This is a genomic window from Lentzea albida (genome assembly GCF_900111005.1).
Taxonomy (GTDB): Bacteria; Actinomycetota; Actinomycetes; order Mycobacteriales; family Pseudonocardiaceae; genus Lentzea; species Lentzea albida.
The window spans coordinates 139,040-160,229 of the sequence record NZ_FOFV01000007.1 but is presented as its reverse complement, the minus strand read 5'-3'; the positions used below and the strand labels follow the sequence as shown (position 1 = coordinate 160,229).

At 72.0% G+C, this 21,190-nt stretch carries 18 protein-coding genes; 11 read left to right on the top strand and 7 right to left on the bottom strand.

Going from position 1 to position 21,190, the window contains the following annotated elements; genetic code table 11:
- Nucleotides 1-75 precede the first annotated feature (75 nt).
- From BMY74_RS19550 to BMY74_RS19530, 5 genes are read left to right on the top strand one after another with little or no spacing between them, the layout of a single operon-like run.
- Entirely contained in the window at nt 76-1,698 is a 1,623-nt protein-coding gene (locus tag BMY74_RS19550) for a glycoside hydrolase family 13 protein (protein ID WP_089917963.1), read from the top strand.
- Nucleotides 1,699-1,714: 16 nt separating this feature from the next.
- Nucleotides 1,715-3,076 carry an ABC transporter substrate-binding protein gene (locus BMY74_RS19545; protein ID WP_089917961.1) on the top strand — a complete coding sequence of 454 codons (1,362 nt, stop codon included), beginning with the start codon at nt 1,715-1,717 and terminating at the stop codon, nt 3,074-3,076.
- 3 nt (nt 3,077-3,079) lie between these two features.
- A complete protein-coding gene (locus tag BMY74_RS19540; protein ID WP_245786242.1) occupies nt 3,080-4,042 on the top strand; it encodes a carbohydrate ABC transporter permease in 963 nt (320 codons plus the stop codon).
- Nucleotides 4,039-4,899 carry a carbohydrate ABC transporter permease gene (locus BMY74_RS19535; protein WP_089917959.1) on the top strand — a complete coding sequence of 287 codons (861 nt, stop codon included), beginning with the start codon at nt 4,039-4,041 and terminating at the stop codon, nt 4,897-4,899. Before BMY74_RS19540 ends, BMY74_RS19535 begins: the two co-directional genes overlap by 4 nt.
- 34 nt (nt 4,900-4,933) lie before the next feature.
- Nucleotides 4,934-7,858, top strand: a complete 2,925-nt coding sequence (locus BMY74_RS19530) for a CBM35 domain-containing protein (protein ID WP_089917957.1) — start codon at nt 4,934-4,936, stop codon at nt 7,856-7,858.
- A gap of 50 nt (nt 7,859-7,908) precedes the next feature.
- Here BMY74_RS19530 and BMY74_RS19525 read toward each other — a convergent pair whose 3' ends face one another.
- Entirely contained in the window at nt 7,909-8,583 is a 675-nt protein-coding gene (locus tag BMY74_RS19525; protein ID WP_089918286.1) for a TetR/AcrR family transcriptional regulator, read from the bottom strand.
- Nucleotides 8,584-8,654: 71 nt separating this feature from the next.
- Between BMY74_RS19525 and BMY74_RS19520 the strand changes: the two genes are divergently transcribed.
- A complete protein-coding gene (locus BMY74_RS19520) occupies nt 8,655-9,521 on the top strand; it encodes an NmrA family NAD(P)-binding protein (protein WP_089918284.1) in 867 nt (288 codons plus the stop codon).
- A 180-nt stretch (nt 9,522-9,701) separates the two neighbouring features.
- Here the strand turns inward: BMY74_RS19520 and BMY74_RS19515 are convergent, their stop codons facing one another.
- The 4 genes from BMY74_RS19515 to BMY74_RS19500 all read right to left on the bottom strand — a co-directional run bounded on the left by BMY74_RS19515 (nt 9,702) and on the right by BMY74_RS19500 (nt 15,438).
- Complete coding sequence (locus tag BMY74_RS19515) at nt 9,702-10,220, bottom strand: DUF305 domain-containing protein (protein WP_177229824.1); 519 nt, start codon at nt 10,218-10,220, stop codon at nt 9,702-9,704.
- Nucleotides 10,220-11,251 carry a DUF1996 domain-containing protein gene (locus BMY74_RS19510; RefSeq protein ID WP_218159672.1) on the bottom strand — a complete coding sequence of 344 codons (1,032 nt, stop codon included), beginning with the start codon at nt 11,249-11,251 and terminating at the stop codon, nt 10,220-10,222. The genes BMY74_RS19515 and BMY74_RS19510 overlap by 1 nt, the downstream gene beginning before the upstream one ends.
- Before the next feature lie 92 nt (nt 11,252-11,343).
- Entirely contained in the window at nt 11,344-13,545 is a 2,202-nt protein-coding gene (locus BMY74_RS19505; protein ID WP_089917953.1) for a heavy metal translocating P-type ATPase, read from the bottom strand.
- Nucleotides 13,546-13,551: 6 nt separating this feature from the next.
- A complete protein-coding gene (locus BMY74_RS19500; protein ID WP_089918280.1) occupies nt 13,552-15,438 on the bottom strand; it encodes a bifunctional copper resistance protein CopD/cytochrome c oxidase assembly protein in 1,887 nt (628 codons plus the stop codon).
- A 138-nt stretch (nt 15,439-15,576) separates the two neighbouring features.
- On the opposite strand from BMY74_RS19500, the gene BMY74_RS19495 reads away from it, so the two are divergent.
- From BMY74_RS19495 to BMY74_RS19485, 3 genes are read left to right on the top strand one after another with little or no spacing between them, the layout of a single operon-like run.
- Nucleotides 15,577-16,569: an ABC transporter substrate-binding protein gene (locus tag BMY74_RS19495; RefSeq protein ID WP_143091627.1), complete on the top strand. Its 993-nt coding sequence runs from the start codon at nt 15,577-15,579 to the stop codon at nt 16,567-16,569.
- Nucleotides 16,566-17,570: a FecCD family ABC transporter permease gene (locus tag BMY74_RS19490; RefSeq protein ID WP_089917949.1), complete on the top strand. Its 1,005-nt coding sequence runs from the start codon at nt 16,566-16,568 to the stop codon at nt 17,568-17,570. The genes BMY74_RS19495 and BMY74_RS19490 overlap by 4 nt, the downstream gene beginning before the upstream one ends.
- Nucleotides 17,567-18,352 carry an ABC transporter ATP-binding protein gene (locus BMY74_RS19485; protein ID WP_089917946.1) on the top strand — a complete coding sequence of 262 codons (786 nt, stop codon included), beginning with the start codon at nt 17,567-17,569 and terminating at the stop codon, nt 18,350-18,352. Before BMY74_RS19490 ends, BMY74_RS19485 begins: the two co-directional genes overlap by 4 nt.
- 37 nt (nt 18,353-18,389) lie before the next feature.
- On the opposite strand, the gene BMY74_RS19480 is transcribed toward BMY74_RS19485, so the two are convergent.
- The gene (locus BMY74_RS19480) at nt 18,390-18,797 is read right to left on the bottom strand and encodes a RidA family protein (RefSeq protein ID WP_089917944.1); all 408 of its coding nucleotides are present in this window, start codon (nt 18,795-18,797) and stop codon (nt 18,390-18,392) included.
- Nucleotides 18,798-18,889: 92 nt separating this feature from the next.
- Here BMY74_RS19480 and BMY74_RS19475 point away from each other — a divergent pair, with 92 nt between their 5' ends.
- Nucleotides 18,890-19,387 (top strand): MarR family winged helix-turn-helix transcriptional regulator, encoded by a 498-nt coding sequence (locus tag BMY74_RS19475; protein WP_089917941.1) that lies wholly within the window; start codon nt 18,890-18,892, stop codon nt 19,385-19,387.
- 290 nt (nt 19,388-19,677) lie between these two features.
- Here BMY74_RS19475 and BMY74_RS19470 read toward each other — a convergent pair whose 3' ends face one another.
- Nucleotides 19,678-20,280 (bottom strand): TetR/AcrR family transcriptional regulator, encoded by a 603-nt coding sequence (locus BMY74_RS19470; protein WP_089917939.1) that lies wholly within the window; start codon nt 20,278-20,280, stop codon nt 19,678-19,680.
- A 91-nt stretch (nt 20,281-20,371) separates the two neighbouring features.
- On the opposite strand from BMY74_RS19470, the gene BMY74_RS19465 reads away from it, so the two are divergent.
- Nucleotides 20,372-21,154 (top strand): MBL fold metallo-hydrolase, encoded by a 783-nt coding sequence (locus tag BMY74_RS19465; RefSeq protein ID WP_089917936.1) that lies wholly within the window; start codon nt 20,372-20,374, stop codon nt 21,152-21,154.
- Nucleotides 21,155-21,190: the final 36 nt, after the last annotated feature.

Sequence of the window (21,190 nt, the reverse complement as noted above, 5' to 3'; positions counted from 1 at the left end):
TAGCGCTATACCTGATCTGATCAGCGATGATCGGCGGGTTGTCGCGTGTCTGGACTCGATCGAGGGGAGTGCGTCGTGACGACGGACCTGCCACCGCCCTGGTGGCGTGGCGCGGTGATCTACCAGATCTACCCGCGCAGTTTCGCCGACGCGGGCGGCGACGGGACCGGTGACCTCGCCGGCGTGCGCGCCCGCCTCGGCCACCTGCGCGACCTGGGCGTCGACGCCATCTGGTTCACGCCCTGGTACCTCTCGCCGATGGCCGACGGTGGCTACGACGTGGCCGACTACCGCGCCATCGACCCCGCCTTCGGCACCCTGGCCGACGCCGAGGCGCTCATCGCCGACGCCGCCGCGCTGGGCATCCGCACGATCGTCGACGTGGTCCCGAACCACGTCTCCAGCGACCACGCCTGGTTCCGGCAGGCGTTGGCCGCGGGCCCGGGATCCCCTGAGCGCGAACGCTTCTGGTTCCGCGAAGGCCGCGGCGAGAACGGCGAGCTGCCCCCGACGAACTGGCGGTCGAGCTTCGCGGGCGGCACCTGGACCCGCGTGCCCGACGGCCAGTGGTACCTGCACCTGTTCGCGCCCGAGCAGCCCGACCTGAACTGGAACCACCCCGACGTGCGGCGCGAGCACGAGGACGTGCTGCGGTTCTGGTTCGACCGCGGGGTGGCGGGCATCCGCGTCGACTCGGCGTCCATGCCGGTCAAGGACCCCACGCTGCCCGAGGTGCCGGAGACCTACGCGGCAGGCGAGCACCCGTTCGTCGACCGCGACGAGCTCCACGACATCTACCGCGGCTGGCGCGCCGTCGCCGACTCCTACGACGAGCCCCGCGTGCTGGTCGGCGAGGTGTGGCTGGACGACCAGAAGCGCTTCTCCCGCTACCTGCGGCCCGACGAGATGCACTCGGCGTTCAACTTCGACTTCATGGGCCGCCCCTGGGACGCCAAGGAGCTGCGCGACTCCATCGCGTCCACTCTGGACGCGCACGCGCCGGTCGGGGCACCCGCCACGTGGGTGCTGTCGAACCACGACGTGACCCGCCCGGTGACCCGGTACGGCCGGGCCGAGACGTCGTTCTCCTTCCTGGCCAAGCGCTTCGGCGAACCGACCGACCTGGAACTAGGGGAGCGGAGGGCGCGGGCCGCGGCGCTGCTGACGGCGGCGCTGCCCGGCGCGCTCTACCTGTACCAGGGCGACGAGCTCGGGTTGCCCGAGGTCGAGGACCTGCCGCTGGAGGTGCTGCAGGACCCGATGCACTTCCGGTCCGAGGGCGTCGACCCCGGCCGTGACGGGTGCCGCGTGCCGCTGCCGTGGACGCGCGAGGGGCGCTCGTACGGCTTCGGGCCGGAGGACGGGGAACCGGCCTGGTTGCCGCAACCCGCCGGGTGGGGCGAGCTGTCGGTGGAGGCGCAGCGGGACGACCCGGAGTCGATGCTGTCGCTGTACCGGGCGGCTCTGGCGGTGCGCCGCGCGGAGGCGGGACTGCGCGGGGAGTCCTTCGACTGGGTCGACCTGGGACCGGACGTGATCGCGTTCCGCCGGGACGACGTGGTGTGCGTGGTCAACTTCGGGCCCGATCCGCTCGTGTTGCCGCCGCACCAGGAGGTGCTGCTGACGAGCACCACGCTCGGGGGCACGTCGCCCTCCACCACCCTGCCCACCGACGCCGCCGCGTGGCTGCGCGCGTAGTTCCCCTGGAGAGACAATGAAGTCCCACCGTCTGACAGCCGCCGCCCTCGCCCTGCCCCTGGCGCTCACCGCGTGCGGCTCCAGCCCCGACGACGAGCTCAACGCCGAGGGCAAGGTGGTCCTCACCGTCGCCATGGACGCCGGGCTCGAGGCCAAGGCGATCGAGGCGTTCAACGCCCGCGTCGCCCAGTTCGAACAGGTCAACCCCGACGTCGACGTCAAGCCGCAGGAGTACACCTGGACGGCGGCCACCTTCACCGCGCAGCTCGCGGGCGGTACCGCGCCGGACGTGCTGACCGTGCCGTTCACCGACGGGCGCGGGCTGATCGAGCGCAAGCAGATCGCCGACATCAGCGGGCGGGTCGCCGCGCTGCCCTACGCGTCGGGGCTCAACCCGACCGTCGCCAAGGCCGGGCAGTCGGCCGACGGCAGGCAGTGGGCCGTGCCGATCGCCGCGTACGGCCAGGCGTTGCACTACAACCGCACGCTGTTCACCCAGGCCGGGCTCGACCCGGACAAGCCGCCGACGACGTGGGCGGAGGTCAGCTCGGCCGCGAAGCAGATCACCGAACGCACGGGTCAGGCCGGCTACGCGCAGATGACGCAGGGCAACACCGGCGGGTGGATCCTCACCACGCTCGACTACGCGTTCGGCGGGCGCACCGAGAAGCTGAACGGCGAGACCGCCGAGGCGACCGTGGACACCCCGGAGATGACCGAGGTGATGACCACGTTGCGTGCCATGCGCTGGGACGACGATTCGATGGGTGCCAACTTCCTCTACGACTGGGCGGGCATCAACCAGGACTTCGCCGCCGGCCGCATCGGCATGTACGTCTCGGGCGGCGGCAACTACGGCAACCTCGTCACCCAGAACGGCCTCAAGCCCGCCGACTACGGCGTGGCCGCGCTTCCGCTGGCGGACAAGCCCGACGCGGGTGTGCTCGGAGGCGGGACGCTCGCCGTCGTCAGCTCGAACACGGGCGAGCGCGGCAAGGACGCCGCCGTGAAGTGGATCGACTTCTACTACATGGGCAAGCTCACGAACCAGGACGCCGCGGTGGCGGACGCGAAGACGTTGGCGGACACCAAGCAGCCCGTCGGCGTGCCCGCGCTGCCGGTCGTGGACCGCGCCACCTACGACAAGCAGCAGGAGTGGGTCAAGCAGTACGTGAACGTGCCGCTGGGGCAGATGAAGCCCTACACGGACAAGATGTTCGACCAGCCGCTGGTCACCGAGCCCACCAAATCCACCCAGGAGGTCTACAAGATCCTGGACACGACGGTGCAGACGCTGCTGACCGACCGGGGCGCCGACGTCGCCGCGCTGCTGAAGAAGGCCGACGCCGACGCGCAGGCCACGATGGGCCGGGGCTGAGCGGTGGCCGTCCAGTCCCCGGTCCGCGCGGTGGCGGTCGTCCCGCCGCCACCGCCCGCTCCCCGTCGCCGGCGCACGCCGGTCACCTGGGTCCGCCGCGGCGGGCTCACCACCCTGCTGTTCCTGGTGCCGCTGCTGGTGGTGTTCGGGGTGTTCTCCTGGGCGCCGATCGTCCAGTCGGTCGTGATGAGCTTCCAGCGGACGAACCTCGTCGGGCCGGTCACGTTCGTCGGCCTGGACAACTTCGCCCAGGTGCTCGCTGACCCTCTCTTGTGGACGGCCGTGCGCAACACGCTGTGGTTCGCGGTGCTGGCGCTGGTGTTCGGCTACCCGATCCCGCTGGTCGCCGCCGTGCTGATCAGCGAGGTCCGGCACCGCCGCGGTCTCTTCAGCGCGCTGGCCTACCTGCCGGTGGTGGTGCCACCGGTGGTGGCCGTGCTGCTGTGGAAGTTCTTCTACGACGCCGGTCCGTCCGGTGTGTTCAACACCGTGCTCGGCTGGGCCGGACTGGGACCCTGGCAGTGGCTGCAGGACCCGGGCAGCGCCATGCCCGCGCTGGTGCTGGAGGCGACGTGGGCCGCGGCGGGCGGCACAGTGATCATCTACCTGGCCGCGCTGGCCGGCGTGCCGGCCGAGCAGTACGAGGCGGCCGAGATCGACGGCGCGGGGATCTGGCGCAAGGTCTGGCACGTCACCCTGCCGCGGTTGCGGGGCGTGCTGCTGGTGACGTTCATCCTCCAGATCATCGGCACGGCCCAGGTGTTCCTCGAACCGTTCCTGTTCACCGGCGGCGGTCCGGCCGGCTCGACGATGACGGTCCTGTTGCTGATCTACGACTACGCCTTCGCCAGCAGCCTCGGCGGGGACTACGGCGCCGCGACCGCGCTGAGCATCATGCTCGCCGCCGTCCTGGCCGTGCTCTCGGCCGTGTACCTGCGCGTCACCAAGTCCTGGAGCGCCTCGTGAAGCGCGGCCTGATCTCGCCGTCGGAGCGCGCCACCCCGGCGATCCGCCGGACGCTCCGCGCGGTCCAGGGGGTGTTGCTGGGTGCGCTGCTGCTCACCGGGCTCGGGCCGATGTTGTGGCTCGCCAAAGCCGCCGTCACGCCCACCCAGGACACGCTGCGCGCGCCGCTGGCGATCTTCCCGACGGGTGTCGACCTCGCCAACCTGCTCACCGCGTGGACGCGGGTGGAGATCGACAAGTACTTCCTCAACACGGTGGTGATCGCCGCCGGGTCGTGGCTCGTGCAACTCGTCGTGGCCACCACCGCCGGCTACGCCCTGGCGATCCTGCGGCCCCGCTACGGCGGACTGGTCACCGCCGTCGTGCTCGGCACGCTGTTCGTCCCGTCGATCGTGCTGCTCGTGCCGCTGTACCTGACGGTCGTGCGCAGCGGGATGATCAACACGTTCTGGGCGGTGTGGCTGCCTGCGGGCGCCAGCGCGTTCAACGTCGTTCTGGTGCAACGGTTCTTCGCGAACCTGCCGCGCGAGGTGCTGGAGGCCGCACGGGTCGACGGCGCCGGACCCGCGCGGGTGTTCTGGTCGGTGGTCCTGCCGCTCTCGCGCCCGATCCTGGGCGTGGTGTCGGTGTTCGCCGTCGTGGCCAGCTGGAAGGACTTCCTCTGGCCGCTGCTGGTGCTGCCCGACTCGGCGGTGCAGCCGCTGTCGGTGCGGTTGCCCGCGTTGCAGCGCTACGTCGAGCTCGACGTGTTCCTCGCCGCGCTCGCCATCTCGTCGGTCATCCCGGTGGCGCTCTTCCTGGTGTTCCAACGGCTGTTCCTGCAGAGCGGCGCGCTCGAGGGAGCCGTCAAAGGTTAGGCCCTGTCCCCATTCGCCCAGGAGAACAACAACGATGTTGAAGAAACTCCCCGCGGCCGTGAAGGTCGCGGTACTCAGCGCTGCCCTGATAGCGGGCGGAACGAGCGCGGTCTCGGCCGCCCCTACGATCTACCAGGCCGAATCCGCCGCGCTCGCGGGCGGCGCCCGCGCCGAGACCGAGCACGCCGGGTACACCGGCTCCGGCTACGTCGGCGGGTTCACCGACGCGAACCGCGGCAACGCCGCCCTGACCGTCACGACCAGCGGGTCGGCGGCGGGGGCGCACAGCCTGGTCCTGCGCTACGCCAACGGAACCGGCAGCACCCGCACCGTCACGCTGGCCGTCAACGGCGCCACCCGGCAACTCTCGCTCCCCGCCACCGCCGGCTGGGCGTCGTGGGGCGCGGTGAGCCAGAACGTCACGCTGAACGCGGGCGCCAACACCCTCGCCGTGCGGTACGGCAGCGGCGACAACGGCAACGTCAACATCGACAGCCTGTCCGTCGAGCCGGTGAGCCCCGCCGCCGGGGTCGTGGAGGCCGAGTCCGGCACGCTCTCCGGTGGCGCGCGGGTCGAGTCCGAGCACGGCGGGCACACCGGCAGCGGGTACGTCGGCGGGTTCGTCGACGCCAACCGGGGTGCGGCGGCGACGTTCACGGTCTCCAGCACCGCCACCAGGTCGACCCTGACCCTGCGCTACGCCAACGGAACCGGATCGCCGCGCACCATGACCGCCGCGGTGAACGGTGCGGCACAACAGGTCTCGCTGCCCGCCACCGCGTCGTGGGGCGAGTGGGCCACCGCGAGCGTGCCGGTGACCACCGTCGTCGGGCCGAACACCGTCGTGGTGTCCTTCGGTGCCAACGACAACGGCAACATCAACCTCGACAGCGTCGCCCTGGCTCCGGACGACACCACCCCGACTCCCGAGGGCACCACGGAGCTGGAGAGCGGCTTCCTCGGCGGCGGCGCCGTCACGACCACCACGGCGGGTGCGACCGGGAGCGGCGCGGTGTCGTTGCCCGGAGCGGGCGCGCGGGTGATCCGGACGATCAACCAGGCGAGCGCCGGCAACGCCACGATCACGGTGCGGTACACGGCATCCGCGAGCGGCACGGTGACCGCGTACGTCAACGGCGTCAAGGGTGCGCAACTGACCCTCTCCGGCGGCAGCGGCTGGCGCACCGTCACGCACACCACGGCGTTGCGCGCGGGTCTGAACATCATCGGCTACCAGGACGCGAACGGCGCACAGCTCGACAACATCGCCGTGACCGGCTCGGCCGCGCTGGCCGCGCGGGGTGCGACCGTGCCGTTCACCACCTACGAGGCCGAGGCGGGGACCACCACGGGCACCAAGCTCGCGCCGGGCCGCAAGTACACCACCGACGTCGCCGAGGCCTCCGGGCGCGGTGCCGTCAAGCTCACCGGCACCGGCCAGCACGTGCAGATCACGCTGACCGCACCCGCCAACGCCCTCACCGTCCGCGCGAGCATCCCCGACGGCACCACCGCGCCGCTCGCCGTGTACGCGAACGGCACCAAGGTCACCGACCTCCAGCTGACTTCCAAGTACAGCTGGATGTACGGCGGTTACCCGTTCGCCGAAGGCCCCGGCGGCGCGCGCCCGCACCGCTACTTCGACGACGCGCGCGTCCTGCTGCCGCAGACCTACCCGGCGGGCACCGTGATCCGCCTGGCCAAGGACACCGGTGCCGGCGCGTACATCACCGTCGACCTGCTCGACGCCGAGGTCGCCACCGCCACGACCGCGCCCGCGGGGTACGTCGACGTCCGCACCCACGGTGCCAACCCCGGTGACGGCGCCGACGACAGCGCGGGCATCCGTGCCGCCGTCTCCGCCGCCCAGGGCACCGCGACCAGGGGCGTGTGGCTGCCCGCGGGCCAGTACGACCTGAACGGCGTCGTGAACCTCAGCGGCGTCGACGTGCGCGGCGCCGGCATCTGGCACACCGTCCTCAACGGAGCCGACCGGCGCGGCGGGTTCGCGATCACCGGTGCCGGCACGACGATCGCCGACCTCACCTTCGACGGCGACGTCACCACCCGCGACCCCGACGACGCCCCGAACTCGGACTCGTTCGTCGAGGTGGAGTCGGGCTCCGGCGCGACGGTCTTCAACGTGGCCACCAACCACGCCAAGACCGGGCTGTGGCTCAAGCAGGCCGACGGCTTCTACGCGGCGGGTCTGCGCGTCCGCAACACCATGGCCGACGGCCTGAACGTCAACGGCAACAACGGACCCACGACCAACGTCCGCGTCGAGCAGAGCACCTTCCGCAACACCGGCGACGACGGCATGGCCATGTGGTCGTGGAACCCGAAGAGCGAAGTCAGCCGCAGCGTGTTCGCGTTCAACACCATCTCGCTGCCGATCCTCGCCAACGGCGCCGCGATCTACGGCGGCACGGACAACCGCGTCGAGGACTCGCTGATCAGCGACACGGTGTTCAACGGTGCCGGTGTCATGGTGTCGAGCTGGCACGACGCCAAGCCGTTCGCCGGCACGACCTCGGTGCAGCGCACCACCTTCACCCGCACCGGCACCCGCAACTGGGACTGGGACACCCACACCGGCGCGGTCTGGCTGTTCGCCGAGAAGTCCGACATCACCGCGCCTCTGGTGGTGAGGGACCTGGAGATCGTCGACTCCAGCTACCACGGCATGTTGTTCAGCTGGAACAAGGCGATCTCGAACGTGACGGTGGACAACGTGCGGATCACCGGTACCGGCGGCGCGACCGAGGCCTTCACTGACGACAAGGGCGTGGCGGTGTCCAACGCCGGGTCGCACGGCATCCACTTCAACCTGGTGACCGGCACGGGGCGTTTCGACTGGGTGACCGTGACCGGTGTGAAGGGCACCGGGAGCCAGGGGATGGCCAACGACGAGAACAGGTTCACGGTGCAGCGCGGTACTGGCAACTCCGGCTGGTAGCGAGGAGAGGGCGCTCCCACCCCCCGCGGGCGGGAGCGCCCTGCCGCGTCTCAGGGCCGGGCCAGCCACTCCGACAGCAGCGAGCGCTCCGCTTCCGTCAGCTGCCGCAACGCGGGCAGGGCGCGCCGCACCACGTCGGTCGCCGAGGAGGTCTCGCCCGCGGGCTCGTCGGTGAGGATCGCCCGCGCGACCGTCTCGAACAGGACGTCGGCGAGTTCCGGATCCCGGTCCTGCGGCGCTGAGGACAGCAGGGTGAGCACCGCCCCCGTTCCCGCGGCGTGCACCAGCTCGACGGCCCGCCGTTCGCTCACCCGGAGCCGCCCCGCCGCGGCGACGCGGGCCACGCGGGCGCGCAGGATCTCGATCCCGCCGGCGATCGCCGGCGACCGGGCGGCGCGGGACGGGTCGAGCAGCAGGCCGGCCAGTTCGGGGTTGGCGAGCCCGAAACCGAGGTGCGTGTCCCACCCGGCCCGCAGGTCGGCGACCGGGTCGTCACCCTGCTCGGTCATCGCCTTGGTGGCGACGTACGCGGCGAAGACGTGCTCGGCGACGGCGTCGAGCAACGCCTCCTTGTCCTCGAAGAACCGGTAGATCGCCGGTGCCTGGGTGCCCGCGGCCTGGGCGACGGCGCGGATGGTGACCGCGGCGGCTCCCTGCTCGCGCAGCAGCCGGGCCGCGACCTCCACGACGTGTGCACGTGCCTTGTCCCGGTTGCTCTCGACCACGAGACCCACTCTAGCGCGACGTTGCTAACGTCGATAGTGTCAGCGTTACTACCAACGTTAGCGAGGCAGTGATGATCATCGTCAGTGGAGCGACCGGCCAGCTCGGAGCCCAGGTCGTGGAGCGGTTGCTGGAGCGGGTGCCGGCGAGTCGCGTGGGCGTCAGCGTGCGGGACGTCGACAAGGCCGCGGCGCTGGCCGGGCGCGGGGTGCGGGTGCGGCGGGGCGACTTCGCCGATCCCGGCTCGCTCGCCGGGACGTTCGAGGGGGCGGCGCAGGTGCTGCTCGTCTCGACGAACGACACCCGTTCGACGGCGGTCGAGCGGCACGTCAACGCGATCGAGGCCGCCCGCGCGGCCGGAGTGGAGCGGATCTTCTACACGAGCCACCAGGGCGCGGCGAGCGACTCGCTGTTCCTGCCGATGCCCGACCACGCCGCCACGGAGCGGTGCCTCGAGGAGTCCGGGGTCCCGTTCACGTCGCTGCGCAACGGCTTCTACGCCTCGACGGTCCCGTTGTTGCTGGGGCGGGCCCTCACGACGGGGGAGCTGGTGGCGCCCGCGGACGGTCCGGTGTCGTGGACCGCGCACGCCGACCTCGCCGAGGCGGCCGCGATCCTGCTCGCGGGAGAGGAGAGCTTCGACGGTCCGACCCCGCCCCTCACCGCCCGGGAGGCGCTCGACCTCGGCGACGTCGCGGTGCTGCTGGGGGAGATCACGGGCCGGACGGTTCGGCGGGTCGTCGTCGACGACGAGGAGTGGGCGGCGGCGCTGGTCGGCAACGGTGTGCCGAGGGACCGGGCCGACCTGCTGGTCGGGATGTTCCGGGCGTCGCGGCGGGGCGAGTTCGCGACCACGGGGGAGGAACTGGAGAAGCTGCTCGGACGGCCGGTGACTCCGTTGCGGGAGGTGCTGGAGGAGGCCGTGGGCGGACGGTCCTGAGCGCCTGGTTGGGGAACGGGTTCGGGGCGAGGGGAGGGCCGTGGGCGGGGGCGGGGCGGATGGTGAGTCCGGGCACGGGCACGGGCACGGGCACGGGTGCGGGGCGAGGCAGGGCAGGGGCGCAGCCTGGGTGCGGACCTCGCCCCGACCGCACCCCGGCCCCGCCCCACCCGCGTCACCTCACTGCCGCGAGCCCCCGAGCAACTCCAGGAACTCCGCGCGCGAGCTGTCGATGCGCTCGCCCAGCTCCAGCACCGGCTTGCTCGTGCCCGACGCCAGCTCCGCGCGGGCCACCGTGCGCGCCTCCTCGAACTGCGTGCGCAGCAACACCTTCAGCCGCAGGTCGAAGTCGGCGCCCTGCACGTGCTCGACCGCGGCCAGTTCGGCGGCCGTGATCATGCCGGGCATGTCGTGACCCTCGTGCTGGTCGCTCTCCGCCTTGCCGGCCCTGGCGAGCAACTCGCGGGCCTGCGCCAGTTCGGACCGGTAGCGTTCGCCGACCCGGGCGACCACCGGACCCAGCGCGGAGCCGGGCCGGTCGGCGAGGGCGAGTGCGGCGAGCGCCGACTCGTTCTGCGGGATCACCAGGTCCACGAACGCCAGGTCGGTGGCGGACAGGTCGGTCGGGACAGGGGTGCCGGCCGCCGGTGTGCCACAGGCCGCTGCCGCGAGGACCGCGGTGAGGAGGAGGGCTCGCACTAGGGTCGGCCGTCCGGTCCGCACTTGACGATCCGGTTGATGCAGTCGCGGACGCGTTGCGCCATCTCGGCTTCCGGCCACACGTTGAAGAAGTCGCCGTGCATCGTGAAGCCGGGGCCGGACGACAGCTTGAACTTGGAAGGGTCGCCGTTCGCGGGGTAGCGCAGCACCTGGCGCAGCTTCGGCACCGGCACGGGGTGCGTCGCGGGGCAGTCGCCCGCGACCGGGTAGGACATGTGGCTCTTGTGGTCGGGGGAGTCGAGGTCCTTGCCGTTCCAGCACTGCGGGAAGTCCAGGTAGGACTCGATCATCGTGCCGGCCGGGCAGTTCACGAAGTCCTTGGACGCGCCGACGTGGCCCGCGTGCAGGCACGACCAGCGCGACATCGTGGTGTTGTCCGGTGCGGTGGCCTTGGCGTTGCCCGCGACGATGCGCAGCCCGTACGGCAACGGCTGGATGCGCGCGGTCACGTCGTCGCGCACGCCCTCGCCGAGGTAGTAGAACGTCGTGCCGGTCGGCTCGACGGCCTGGCCGTCGACCAGCAGCGTCGGCACCCAGTACGACGAGAGGTCGACCTTCGGGCTGCACGTGCTGCTCGCCTTGCTCAGGCTGGTCACGTCCGAGTGGGCGTTGGTCGAGGTGTTGCCGAAGAAGCTGTGCATGTGCGAGGCGCCGGCCAGGTTCGGCAGGACGATCGGGTCGTCCGGCAGCTTGTGCGTGAACGGGCACTCGGCCACGAACTCCGCCACGCGCACGGCGTTCGGCGGGATCGGCTCCTGCGGCTTCAGCGGGACGGCCGCCGCCATCGTCGTCTCGGCGGGCGGCGGCGTGGAGGTGGCGGCCGGCGGGGGCGTCGTGGTGTCCGCGAGCGCGGGCGGTGGCGCGACCGTCGTCGTGGAGGTCGGCACGGCCTTGGGCGGCGCGGGAGGCATGAAGAACATCGCGTTCGCGGTGACCGCGGACGCCGCGACGCCCGCCACGGCGAGAGCGGCGATCCACACGCGCCGCCGCAATCGTGGGGTGAGGGGCACTGAAGTTCCTTTCGGCAGGGTCCAGGGGTGTTCTGACCAGGAGATGTCCTGGACGCCCGCCGATAACGGAAAAATCTCGCCGGTCTTTCCGCTCACTCGTCCCGGGAGGTTCCGAGGGCGGTGCGCAACCGCAGGCTGTTCGCCACGACCAGCACGGACGACAACGACATGGCCGCCCCCGCGATCAGCGGGTTGAGCAGTCCGAACGCCGCCAGCGGGAGCGCGGCGGCGTTGTAGCCGAACGCCCACACGAGGTTGCCCCGGATGGTGGCGAGCGTGCGGCCGGCGAGCACGACCGTGTCCGCGATGGCGTCCAGGTCGTCGCGCACGAGGACGACGTCGGCGGCCTGCGCGGCGATGTCGCTGCCGCGGGCGATGGCCATGCCGAGGTCGGCGGCGGCGAGCGCCGGTCCGTCGTTGATGCCGTCGCCGACCATCGCGACGTGCCGCCCCTGCGCGCGCAACCGCTCCACGGTGGCGACCTTGTCCGAGGGACGTACGTTCGCGATCACCTCGCCGACGCCGATCTCCGCGCCAACGGCTCGCGCGGCGGCCTCGTGGTCGCCGGTGAGCAGCACGGTCCGCAGTCCGAGCGAGTGCAGCCGCGCGACCGCGCTCTGGGCGGACGGGTGCACGGTGTCACGCAACGCGATGCCGCCCACCACCTCGCCGTGCCGGGCGACGAGCACACCGGTCGCCGGTCCCAGCTCCGACCACCACTCGGCGGCGGCCGCGGGCACCACGACGTCGAGCCGCGCCATGAGCTCGGCGGACCCCACGACGACCGGAGCACCCTCCACCTCGCCGCGCGCGCCGGCGCCGACCAACGCCTCGAACCCGGTCACCGCGGGCGCGTCCGGGCACGCCGCGGCGATCGCGACACCGATCGGGTGCTCGGAGGCGGCCTCCACCGCGGCCGCGGGCCTCAGCACGTCCTCCCCGGTGAACGACGTCGTGGCGGCGACCCGCATGCGGCCGGTCGTGACCGTGCCGGTCTTGTCCAGCACGACGGTGTCGACGGCCCGCGTCGCCTCCAGCACCTCCGGTCCCTTGACCAGGATGCCGAGCTGTGCGGCGCGCGCCACGCCCACCATCAGCGCGGTCGGCGTGGCGAGGCCGAGCGCGCACGGGCACGCGATGATCAGCACGGCGACCGCCGCCGTGAACGCGTCACGGGTGGAGTGGTCGGTGAGCAGCCACCCGGCGAGCGTCAGGGCCGACAACGCCAGCACCACCGGCACGAAGACCGAGCACACCCGGTCGACCAGGCGCTGCACCGCGGCCTTGCGTTCGGCGGCCTGCTCGGCCAGCGCCCGCATCTGCGCGAGCTGGGTGTTCGCCCCGACCGCCGTCGCACGGACGAGGAGCCGCCCGGCGCTGTTGACCGTGCCGCCCGTGACGTGGTCACCGGGACCGACCTCGACCGGCACGGGCTCGCCCGTCATGGACGCCGTGTCGACCGCCGAGTACCCCTCCACCACGACGCCGTCGGCGGGCAACGCCTCGCCGGGCCGCACCACGAGCAGGTCGCCGACGCGCACCTCCGCCGCCGGCACGGTGGTCTCGGCACCGTCGCGCAGCACCCTCGCGTCCTTCGCCGCGATGCCCGCGAGCGCGGTGAGCAGCCCCACCGCGGACCGCCGCGACCGCAGCTCGAAGTAGCGACCCGCCAGCAGGAACGTCGTGACGCCCGCCGCCACGTCGAGGTAGACGGCGTCCGCGCCTTCCGCCGTCACGCCGAAACCGAGCCAGTAACCCGGACCGGAGGGCCCGGCCACGAGCGACCACAGTGCCCACCCGAACGAGGCGAGGACTCCCAGCGACACCAGGGTGTCCATGCTGGACGCGCCGTGCCGCAGGTTGCGCAGCGCCGCCCGGTGGAACGGCCACGCCGAGTACGTCACCACCGGCAACGCGAGGAGCACGCACAACGCCTCCCAGCCCGGGAAGCGCAGCGCGGGCACGAGAGCGAGGCTGATCGACAGGTTGCCGAGGGGGATCGCGAGCACGGCCGCGACCACGAGCCTGCGGCGCAGTCCGGTGACCGTGTCGCGGGACTGCTCGCGGTCGCGCCCGGCCGGCGTGGCGTCGTAACCCGCGTCCCGGACGACCTGCACGGCGTCATCGGCCCGCATCCCCTGGGGCAGGTGGACCACCGCGCGTTCGGTGGCGTAGTTGACGGTCGCGCGGACGCCCGCGACCTTGTTCAGCTTGCGCTCGATCCGCGTGGCACAGGCCGCGCAGGTCATGCCGGACACCGTCAGTTCGACGGCGCCGTCCGTGGTGGTGGTCATGACTGGTCAGTTCTTCCTTCCGGAGAGCTCTGCGAGCATCGCGTTGTAGGCGTCGAGCCGGTCGTCGTGCCCGGTGTCGGTGGCGCGGTCGAACCGCACGGCCTCGCGGCGGTCGGCCACCGCCCACTGCCGCAGCAGCGCGAGCACGACGACGAGCATCGGGATCTCGCCGGTGGCCCAGGCGATGCCGCCGCCGAGGCGCTGGTCGGTGAGGAGGTCGGGCATCCAGGTCAGGCCGAGGGTGCGGTAGGAGTACTCGGCGATCACGGTCTGCTTGTTCATGAGGATCACGCCGAAGAACGCGTGGAACGGCATCACCGAGAACACCAGGCCGAGCCGTGCCAGGTGGGGGAGCGTGCGCGGTGCGCGGTCGACCCCGATGACGAGCCAGAAGAACACGTAGCCGCTGACGAGGAAGTGGAGGTTCATCAGCTGGTGCGCCCAGTGGAAGCGCATCGCGGCACCGAAGAGGTCGGAGAAGTACAGGACGTAGAACGAGCCGACGAACGTCGCCGCGGCCACCGCGGGATGCGTGAACAGCCGTGCGGCGCGGCAGTGCATCAGCGCCGTCACCCACTGCCTCGGTCCGGCCGGCAGCACCCGCAACGCCAGCGTGAGCGGTCCGCCGAGCACGAGCAGCACGGGCGCGAGCATGTTCAGCGACATGTGCGCGACCATGTGCGTGCTGAACATTCCGGCCGCGTACCGGCCGACGCCGGACGAAGTCGCGACCAGCACCACGGCGCATCCGAGCAGCCACGCGGCGGTCCTCCCGAACGGCCAGGCGTCGCCCCGCCGGAGCAGCGTCCGGACCGCGACGACGTAGGCCACCGCCAGCAGGACCGCGCCGAGTCCCAGCACGAGGTCGAACCGCCAGCCCAGCACGATCTCCGTGAGCGACGGCGGGTCCGGGAGCTCGTAGCCCAGCACGGTCTCCTGTGGTGACGGCCTGGTCCGCGACCAGGCGGGCGGCACGAGGTGGGTCAGCCCGGCCGACGCGCCGAGCGCCAGTCCGACGGCCACCAGTTCCGCGGCGAGAGGCCTTCGCCAGCGAGCACGCAGCACCAGGACCGCCGCGCACACGAAGGCTTTGAGCAGCAACAGGACCGCATAACCGCCGTGCATCCCGGAAGGTCCGGTCAGCACCGCTCCCGCCACCGCTCCACTGAGGACGACCACGACGAGGCACCACCCCGTCAGGCGGCGGTAGCGCTGCAACACCACCTCGGTGCCGCCTCCCGGCCGGCGCAGGTGAGTGCGCAACGCGACGAGCGAGCCGATCCACACCGCGGCCGCCGGGACGTGCCAGACCATCGCGTTGGTGGCGACGTCGTGCCACGCGCCGTTGGCCACGTGCCCGGCGATCACCGGTGCCAGCACGCCGGCCAGGGCGGGAACGAGCCACAGCACCGAGGTCGTCCACGTCAACGTCGCCCGCGCGCCCACCGCGACGACCGCGGCGGCCACCGCCGAGCAGATCCACGCCTTGGGCTCCTCGGCCGCGTCCACGAGCCCGCCCAGGTGCTCCAGCGCGACCGCGAACGACTGCCCGGACGCGTCCGCCGCGGACAGCACGATCGCCGCGCCGGACGCGCAGCACCACACCGTCGCCGCCGTCGCGGCCGTGCGCACCGCCGCGTACGCGTGCGCTGTCAGCCGGGTGCGTTTCGGTGGCGCGGGCACGACGAACGCACCGAATGCGAGCGCTCCCACGGTGACGGTCGCGGCGGCGTTCGCCAGCGTCCGCACGAGCCCGAACGCCAGTGACGTCAGCCTGCCGGGGTCGCTGTCACCGAGGGCGGCGTAGACGTCGCCCGCCGCCCAGAGCACGACGACCACGACGCACGACACCGAGCCGACCGCCGCGAGCGCGACGGTCCTGTCCACCTTCATGCACTGGCGGTCGGGCGGGACGCCGTTCCGGTTCCCAGGGAACCGCACAGGTGTGACCGAGCGAACTTTCGTCCACTCGGGATCGTGGCCCGCCGGAACTCGCGGGAACCAACCCGGCCGCCGCCGCGACCTGTAGGCGTGAGAAGCGTCAAGTTGAAGCCGTCACACGGTTTGGCGGCGTTGCTGGTGTCGCTGACCGTGAGCTGTTCCGCCGCGCCCGCGCCACCGGTCGCGCAGGACGAAGTCGCCGTGACCGTCCAGGACTGCCAGGGCAAGGACATCACGTTCACCAGCACGCCGACGCGCGCGGTGACCCTGGACGGGTGGGCCGCCCAGGCGATGGCGCGGCTCGGGCTGACGGACAGGATCGTCGGCACCGGCTTCACCGGACCCCTCGCCGTGGAGAAGGAGCCCTACCTCGGCGCACTGGCCAAGGTGCCGGTGATCAGCGACAAGGTGCCCGGCACGGAAAGCGTCGCCGCCCTGCGGCCCGACGTCGTGCTGACGAGCTTCGCGTCGTTCGGCGGTGGGTCCGGGCCCAAGGACGCCGACCTGGTCACCATGGGGGCGCCCGGGATCGCGGGGTGCATCGCCGACCGCACCAGGCCCATGACCGACCTGTCGGTCACCTACGACTACCTCGACCGGCTCGGCAAGGTGTTCCGCGTCGAGGACAGGGCGACGGCGCTGATCACGGAACTGAAGGGGCGCGAGGCCGCGGTCAGGGCGAAGACCTCGTCCGGCGCGCGACCGCGCGTCATGGCCCTGGCCGACAACCCCGTCGCGGGCCAGCCGGTGAAAGCGCTCGGCGGGTCGACGCCCGTGAACGCGCTGATCGAACTCGCGGGCGGCACCAACGTGTTCTCCGAGGTGGACGGGATGCACGCGGACGTCTCACCGGAGAAGATCGCGGAGCTCGACCCGCAGGTGATCTGGGTCGTGACGGACTTCAGCTTCGCCAAGGCCAAGGGGGAGGAGCTGGTCGGCCAGATCAGGGCGAACCCGTTCCTCGCGACGACGAGCGGCGCCCGTGACGGCCGGATCGTCAGCAGCTCCCAGTACGTCGTCGGGTTCCCGTCCGCGCTCAACCTCGACGGCCTCGAGCAGCTCGCGCGGGAGCTGCACCCGTGAGGACGGGCCTCGTCCTCGCCGTGGTCGTGTCCGTCGTGGTCGCCGTGGGCATCGGGCCGGTGACCGTGCCGGTCGCCGACGTGGCGGGGGTCCTGGTCGAACGGCTGACCGGCGGCATCGCGCATCCGGGCACCGACCTGATCGTGTGGCGGTTGCGGCTGCCGCGCGTCCTGCTCGGCGCCGTGGTCGGTGCGGGGCTCGCGGTGGCGGGTGCCGTCGTGCAGTCCGTGGTGCGCAACCCGGTGGCCGATCCGCACCTGCTCGGCCTGTCGTCCGGCGCGTCCGTCGGCGCGGTCCTCGTGCTGACCTCGGGCACGACCTTGCTCGGCCTGGTCACCGTTCCGCTGGCCGCCTTCGCCGGTGCGACGTTCGCGATCGTCGTCGTGCTCGCGATGGCCCAGCAACGAGGCCGCGTGCAGCCGTTGCGGCTGGTGCTGGTCGGGGTCGCGTGCGCACACCTGTTCAGCGGCGTGACGTCGTTCCTGCTCGCGAGCACCAACGACACGGCGGCCCAGCAGCAGATCATCTTCTGGATGCTCGGCGGGCTCTCCGGCACGCAGTGGAACACCCTGCTGGTCCCGGTGCTGGTGCTGGCGTTCGCGATGCTCGTCCTGATGACGCGGTCGCGGCGGATGAACGCCCTCGTGCTCGGCGACGACGCCGCGGCGGGACTCGGCGTGGACGCGGCACGGCTGCGCTGGCAGCTGCTCGTGCTGACGACGCTGCTGACCGGAACCCTGGTCGCCGTGTCCGGCGGCATCGGGTTCGTCGGCCTGATCATCGGCCACCTGGCGCGGATGCTGGTCGGTGCCGACCACCGCCGGATGCTGCCGGTCACCGCCGCGCTCGGCGCCTGCTTCCTCGTGTGGGCGGACGTGCTGGCGCGCATCGTGATCGCGCCCGCCGAACTCCCGGTCGGCGTCGTCACGGCGTTCCTCGGCGTGCCGCTGTTCCTGCTGGTGATGCGCCGCGCCGGCCACAGACTGGAGACGGCCTCGTGAGTCTTGCAGTGGAGGACGTCAGCGCGTCGCTGGGCGGCAAGCAGGTGCTGCACAACGTTTCCTTTACCGTTCCCGACGGCCATTTCGGCGTGCTCGTCGGCCCCAACGGCAGCGGGAAGTCGACGTTGCTGCGCACGGTGTTCCGGGCGGCGCGGCCCTCGGGCGGACGGGTGCTGGTGGACGGCGAGGACGTGTGGCTCTCCACCGCCCGCGACGCGGGCAGGCGCACCGGGGTCCTGTTGCAGGAGCAGCACTCCGGCTTCGAGTTCACCGTCGAGGAGACCGTCGCCCAGGGCCGCACCGCGCACCTCGGCCGGTTCGACCGGCTGACGAAGCAGGACGACGAGATCGTCGCCGAGGTCTGCGAGCGGACCGGCCTCGCGGCCTTCGCGGACAGACGGCTCGCGGAGCTGTCCGGCGGCGAACGGCAGCGCGTGTTCCTGGCCCGGGCGCTCGCACAACGCCCTCGCCTGCTCGTCCTCGACGAGCCCACCAACCACCTCGACATCCGGCACCAGCTCGACCTGCTGGAACTGATCCGCGACCTCGGCATCACGGTGGTCGCGGCTCTGCACGGCCTCGACATGGCCGCGGCCTACGCCGACGCGGTCGTCGTGCTGGACGCGGGCCGGGTCGTCGCCTCGGGACCTCCGGCGGAGGTGCTCACCGGGGACCTCGTGAGTGAGGTGTTCGAGGTCGAGTGCACAGTGGACGTGGTGGCCGGCCTGCCCAGGTTCGGTTTCCGGCCGAGGGCCGGTGCGAGTCCGGGTCGGGGGAGGTGAGGTGCCCGGCGCGACCACCTGCCCGCGACCGGACCCGTCAGTCCACGACGGCGGTCACCTCCGCCTCCACCAGGATGCCCGGCTCGAACAGCAACTCGACGCCGATCAACGACGCCGGCGGGGTCGCCGTGATGCCCAGCTCCTTCGCGGCCTGCTCGACCCCCGCGGCGAACGCGTCGTACATCTCCCGCCGCCACCCGGCCGCGTACCAGGTGATCCGGACGACGTCGTCGAACGTCGCCCCCGCCGCGGCCAGCGATGTCGCCACGTTGCGGTACACCTGCACGACCTGCCCGGTCAGGTCGCCGGGAGCGACGAGTTCGCCGTCGCCGTTCCACGACACCTGACCGGCCACGTGGACCTGCCGGCTGCCGGTGGCCACCGCCACGTGGTGGTAGTCGGGCACCGGGACGAGGCCTTCGGGGTTGATCAGGGACACCGTCATCGCTCACTCCTCGAATAACTTCACGCTTGAAGTGATGACACTATGCAGTGACTTCAAGCGTGAAGTCAAATGAGCCCCGGTAGGGTGTCCGGGTGGCCGCAGAACCCGACCAGGACGCCCCGCGCTGGCTCGACGCCGACGAGAAGGAGGCGTGGACCGGCCTCATCTCGCTGGCGCTGCTGATGCCGGGCCGCCTGGAGGCGCCCGTGCACCAGGTGTCCGGGCTGACGCTGTTCGAGTACATGACGCTGAGCCAGATCTCCGAGGCGCCGGGCCGCGTGATCCGCATGAGCGAGCTCGCGTACCTGACGAACGGGTCGTTGTCGCGACTGTCCAATGTGGTCAAACGGCTGGAGCAGCGCGGCTGGGTGTCGCGGTCGCCCGACCCGGCGGACGGCCGCTACACCCTCGCCGCGCTCACCGAGAGCGGCCATGAGCTCGTCGTCTCCACGGCGCCCGTGCACGTGCGCGCGGTGCGGGAGCTCGTGCTCGACCCGTTGAACAAGGCAGACCGGCAGGCGCTGGCGCGCATCGCCGCCAAGCTCCGCACCCGTCCGTCGGACTACGGCCAGGACGCGCGCCAGCCGTAGTGATCACGGACGTTGTCGACGTGATGCCCGGCGCGTGGTGGAGGCTCGGTCTGCATCGCACACGGAGGTCTTCGTGTGCCACCGTAAAGCCCGGCTGACCGTGCACGGACGGCGCCTGGTCATCGAGCGTGTCGCCGCCGGACGCCCGGCCGCCTACGTCGCCTGCGCCGAGATCCACCCCGACGAGACCGCCACCGCCAGGCGCGCCCACACCGCGCTCGACGGACACCCGCCCATCACCCGAATCAACAACGTCTCAGGGCACTGCAGCCAGCCGAAGCCGGCGCGGATCAGCTCTGGTTCAGTGCGCGCTCCATCGCACGGCGTGCGCGCCCGGCCGCGGCCTCGTCGTGCTCGACCTGCATGGCCGCGTTGAGCGCGAAGCCCGCGGCGAGGATCTCGAACAGGGCCTGCTCGACGTCGAAGCCCTCCGGCACCTCGCCCTGCTCCACGGCTATCTCCAGGTCGGCCCGCAGCTGATCCCGCCAGCGCGACCACGCCCCGACCACCGCGTCGCGGACCTCGCCGGGACGGCCGTCGTACTCGCTGAGCGCGGCCGTCAGCAGGCAGCCGCCGGGCAGCAGCGGCTCGGCGAGGTAGCGCACGGAGTTGTCGCACAACACCCGCAGCCGGTGCAGGCCGGGCCGTTCGCCGAGTGCCGGTTCCACGAACTGCCGCCAGAAGTCGACGAACGCCTTGTCCACAGTGGAGATCTGCAGCACCGACTTGGTGCCGAAGTGCTTGTGCACCCCGGACTTGCTCATCTCGAGCTCCTCGGCGAGCCGGCCGATCGTGAGGCCCTCCAGCCCCTCCGCGGAGGCGATCTCGGCGGCGCGGCCGAGGATCCGGGCACGCGTGAGCAGTGCTTCGGCGGCGGAACGGCGCGGCGACATGGCACAAGAATAGCGTACGCACGTTCGCTATTGATTTGGAGAACGCTCGTACGCTAAGTTCGCCGCGCAGATCACGACGAGGGAGCGCGAAGTGCGAGTACGACGACTGGGGTGGGCGGGGCTCGAGGTCGAGGCGGCCGGCAGGAGGCTGCTCATCGACTACGTGCAGGACCTGACACCGCTCTTCACGGGCTGGCAGCCGGGCATCGGTCTGGCGAAGGCGAGCGGGCGCGCCGACGCGGCACTCGTCACCCACCTGCACCGCGACCACACCGACGCCACCGCGCTGGTGGGTGCACTGACGCGGGGCGCGCCGTTGCTCCGCCCGGCACCCGGCCACGGCGACGACGTCGACAACGTGGCCACGCTGCTGGGCGAGCGCGAACTGGCGGAGCACGACCTGGGCGCCGAGGTCGTGGACACCTGGTCCGTCCACGAGTTCGGACCGTTCACCGTCACGGCCGTCCCGTCCGTCGACGGTCTGGGCGACCCGCAGCTGAACTGGGTGCTGGAGGCCGAAGGGCAGCGCGTCTTCCACGGCGGCGACACGATGTTTCACGGCTGGTGGTGGCTGGTCGCCCGCCGCTTCGCCCCGTTCGACGCGGCCTTCCTCCCGGCCAACGGCGCGGTGGTCGACGCACCTCACCTCCAGCCGCCGAGCCCGGTCGCGGCCGCGATGGACCCGCTCCAGGCCGCGGCGGCGGCGAAGATCCTCGCGGCCCGCCACGCCGTGCCGATGCACTACGAGACGGAGCAGCCGTTCAAGATCCCTGGCTACGTCGAGGTCGGCGACCCGGAGGGGGAGTTCCGCGAGCACGCCGGACAGCGCGCGCACGTGCTCCCGGTGGGGGAGTGGCTCGACCTGGCCGCGTGAGGGGCGCTTCGACGGGCCCGCGAACGAAGTTGTTAG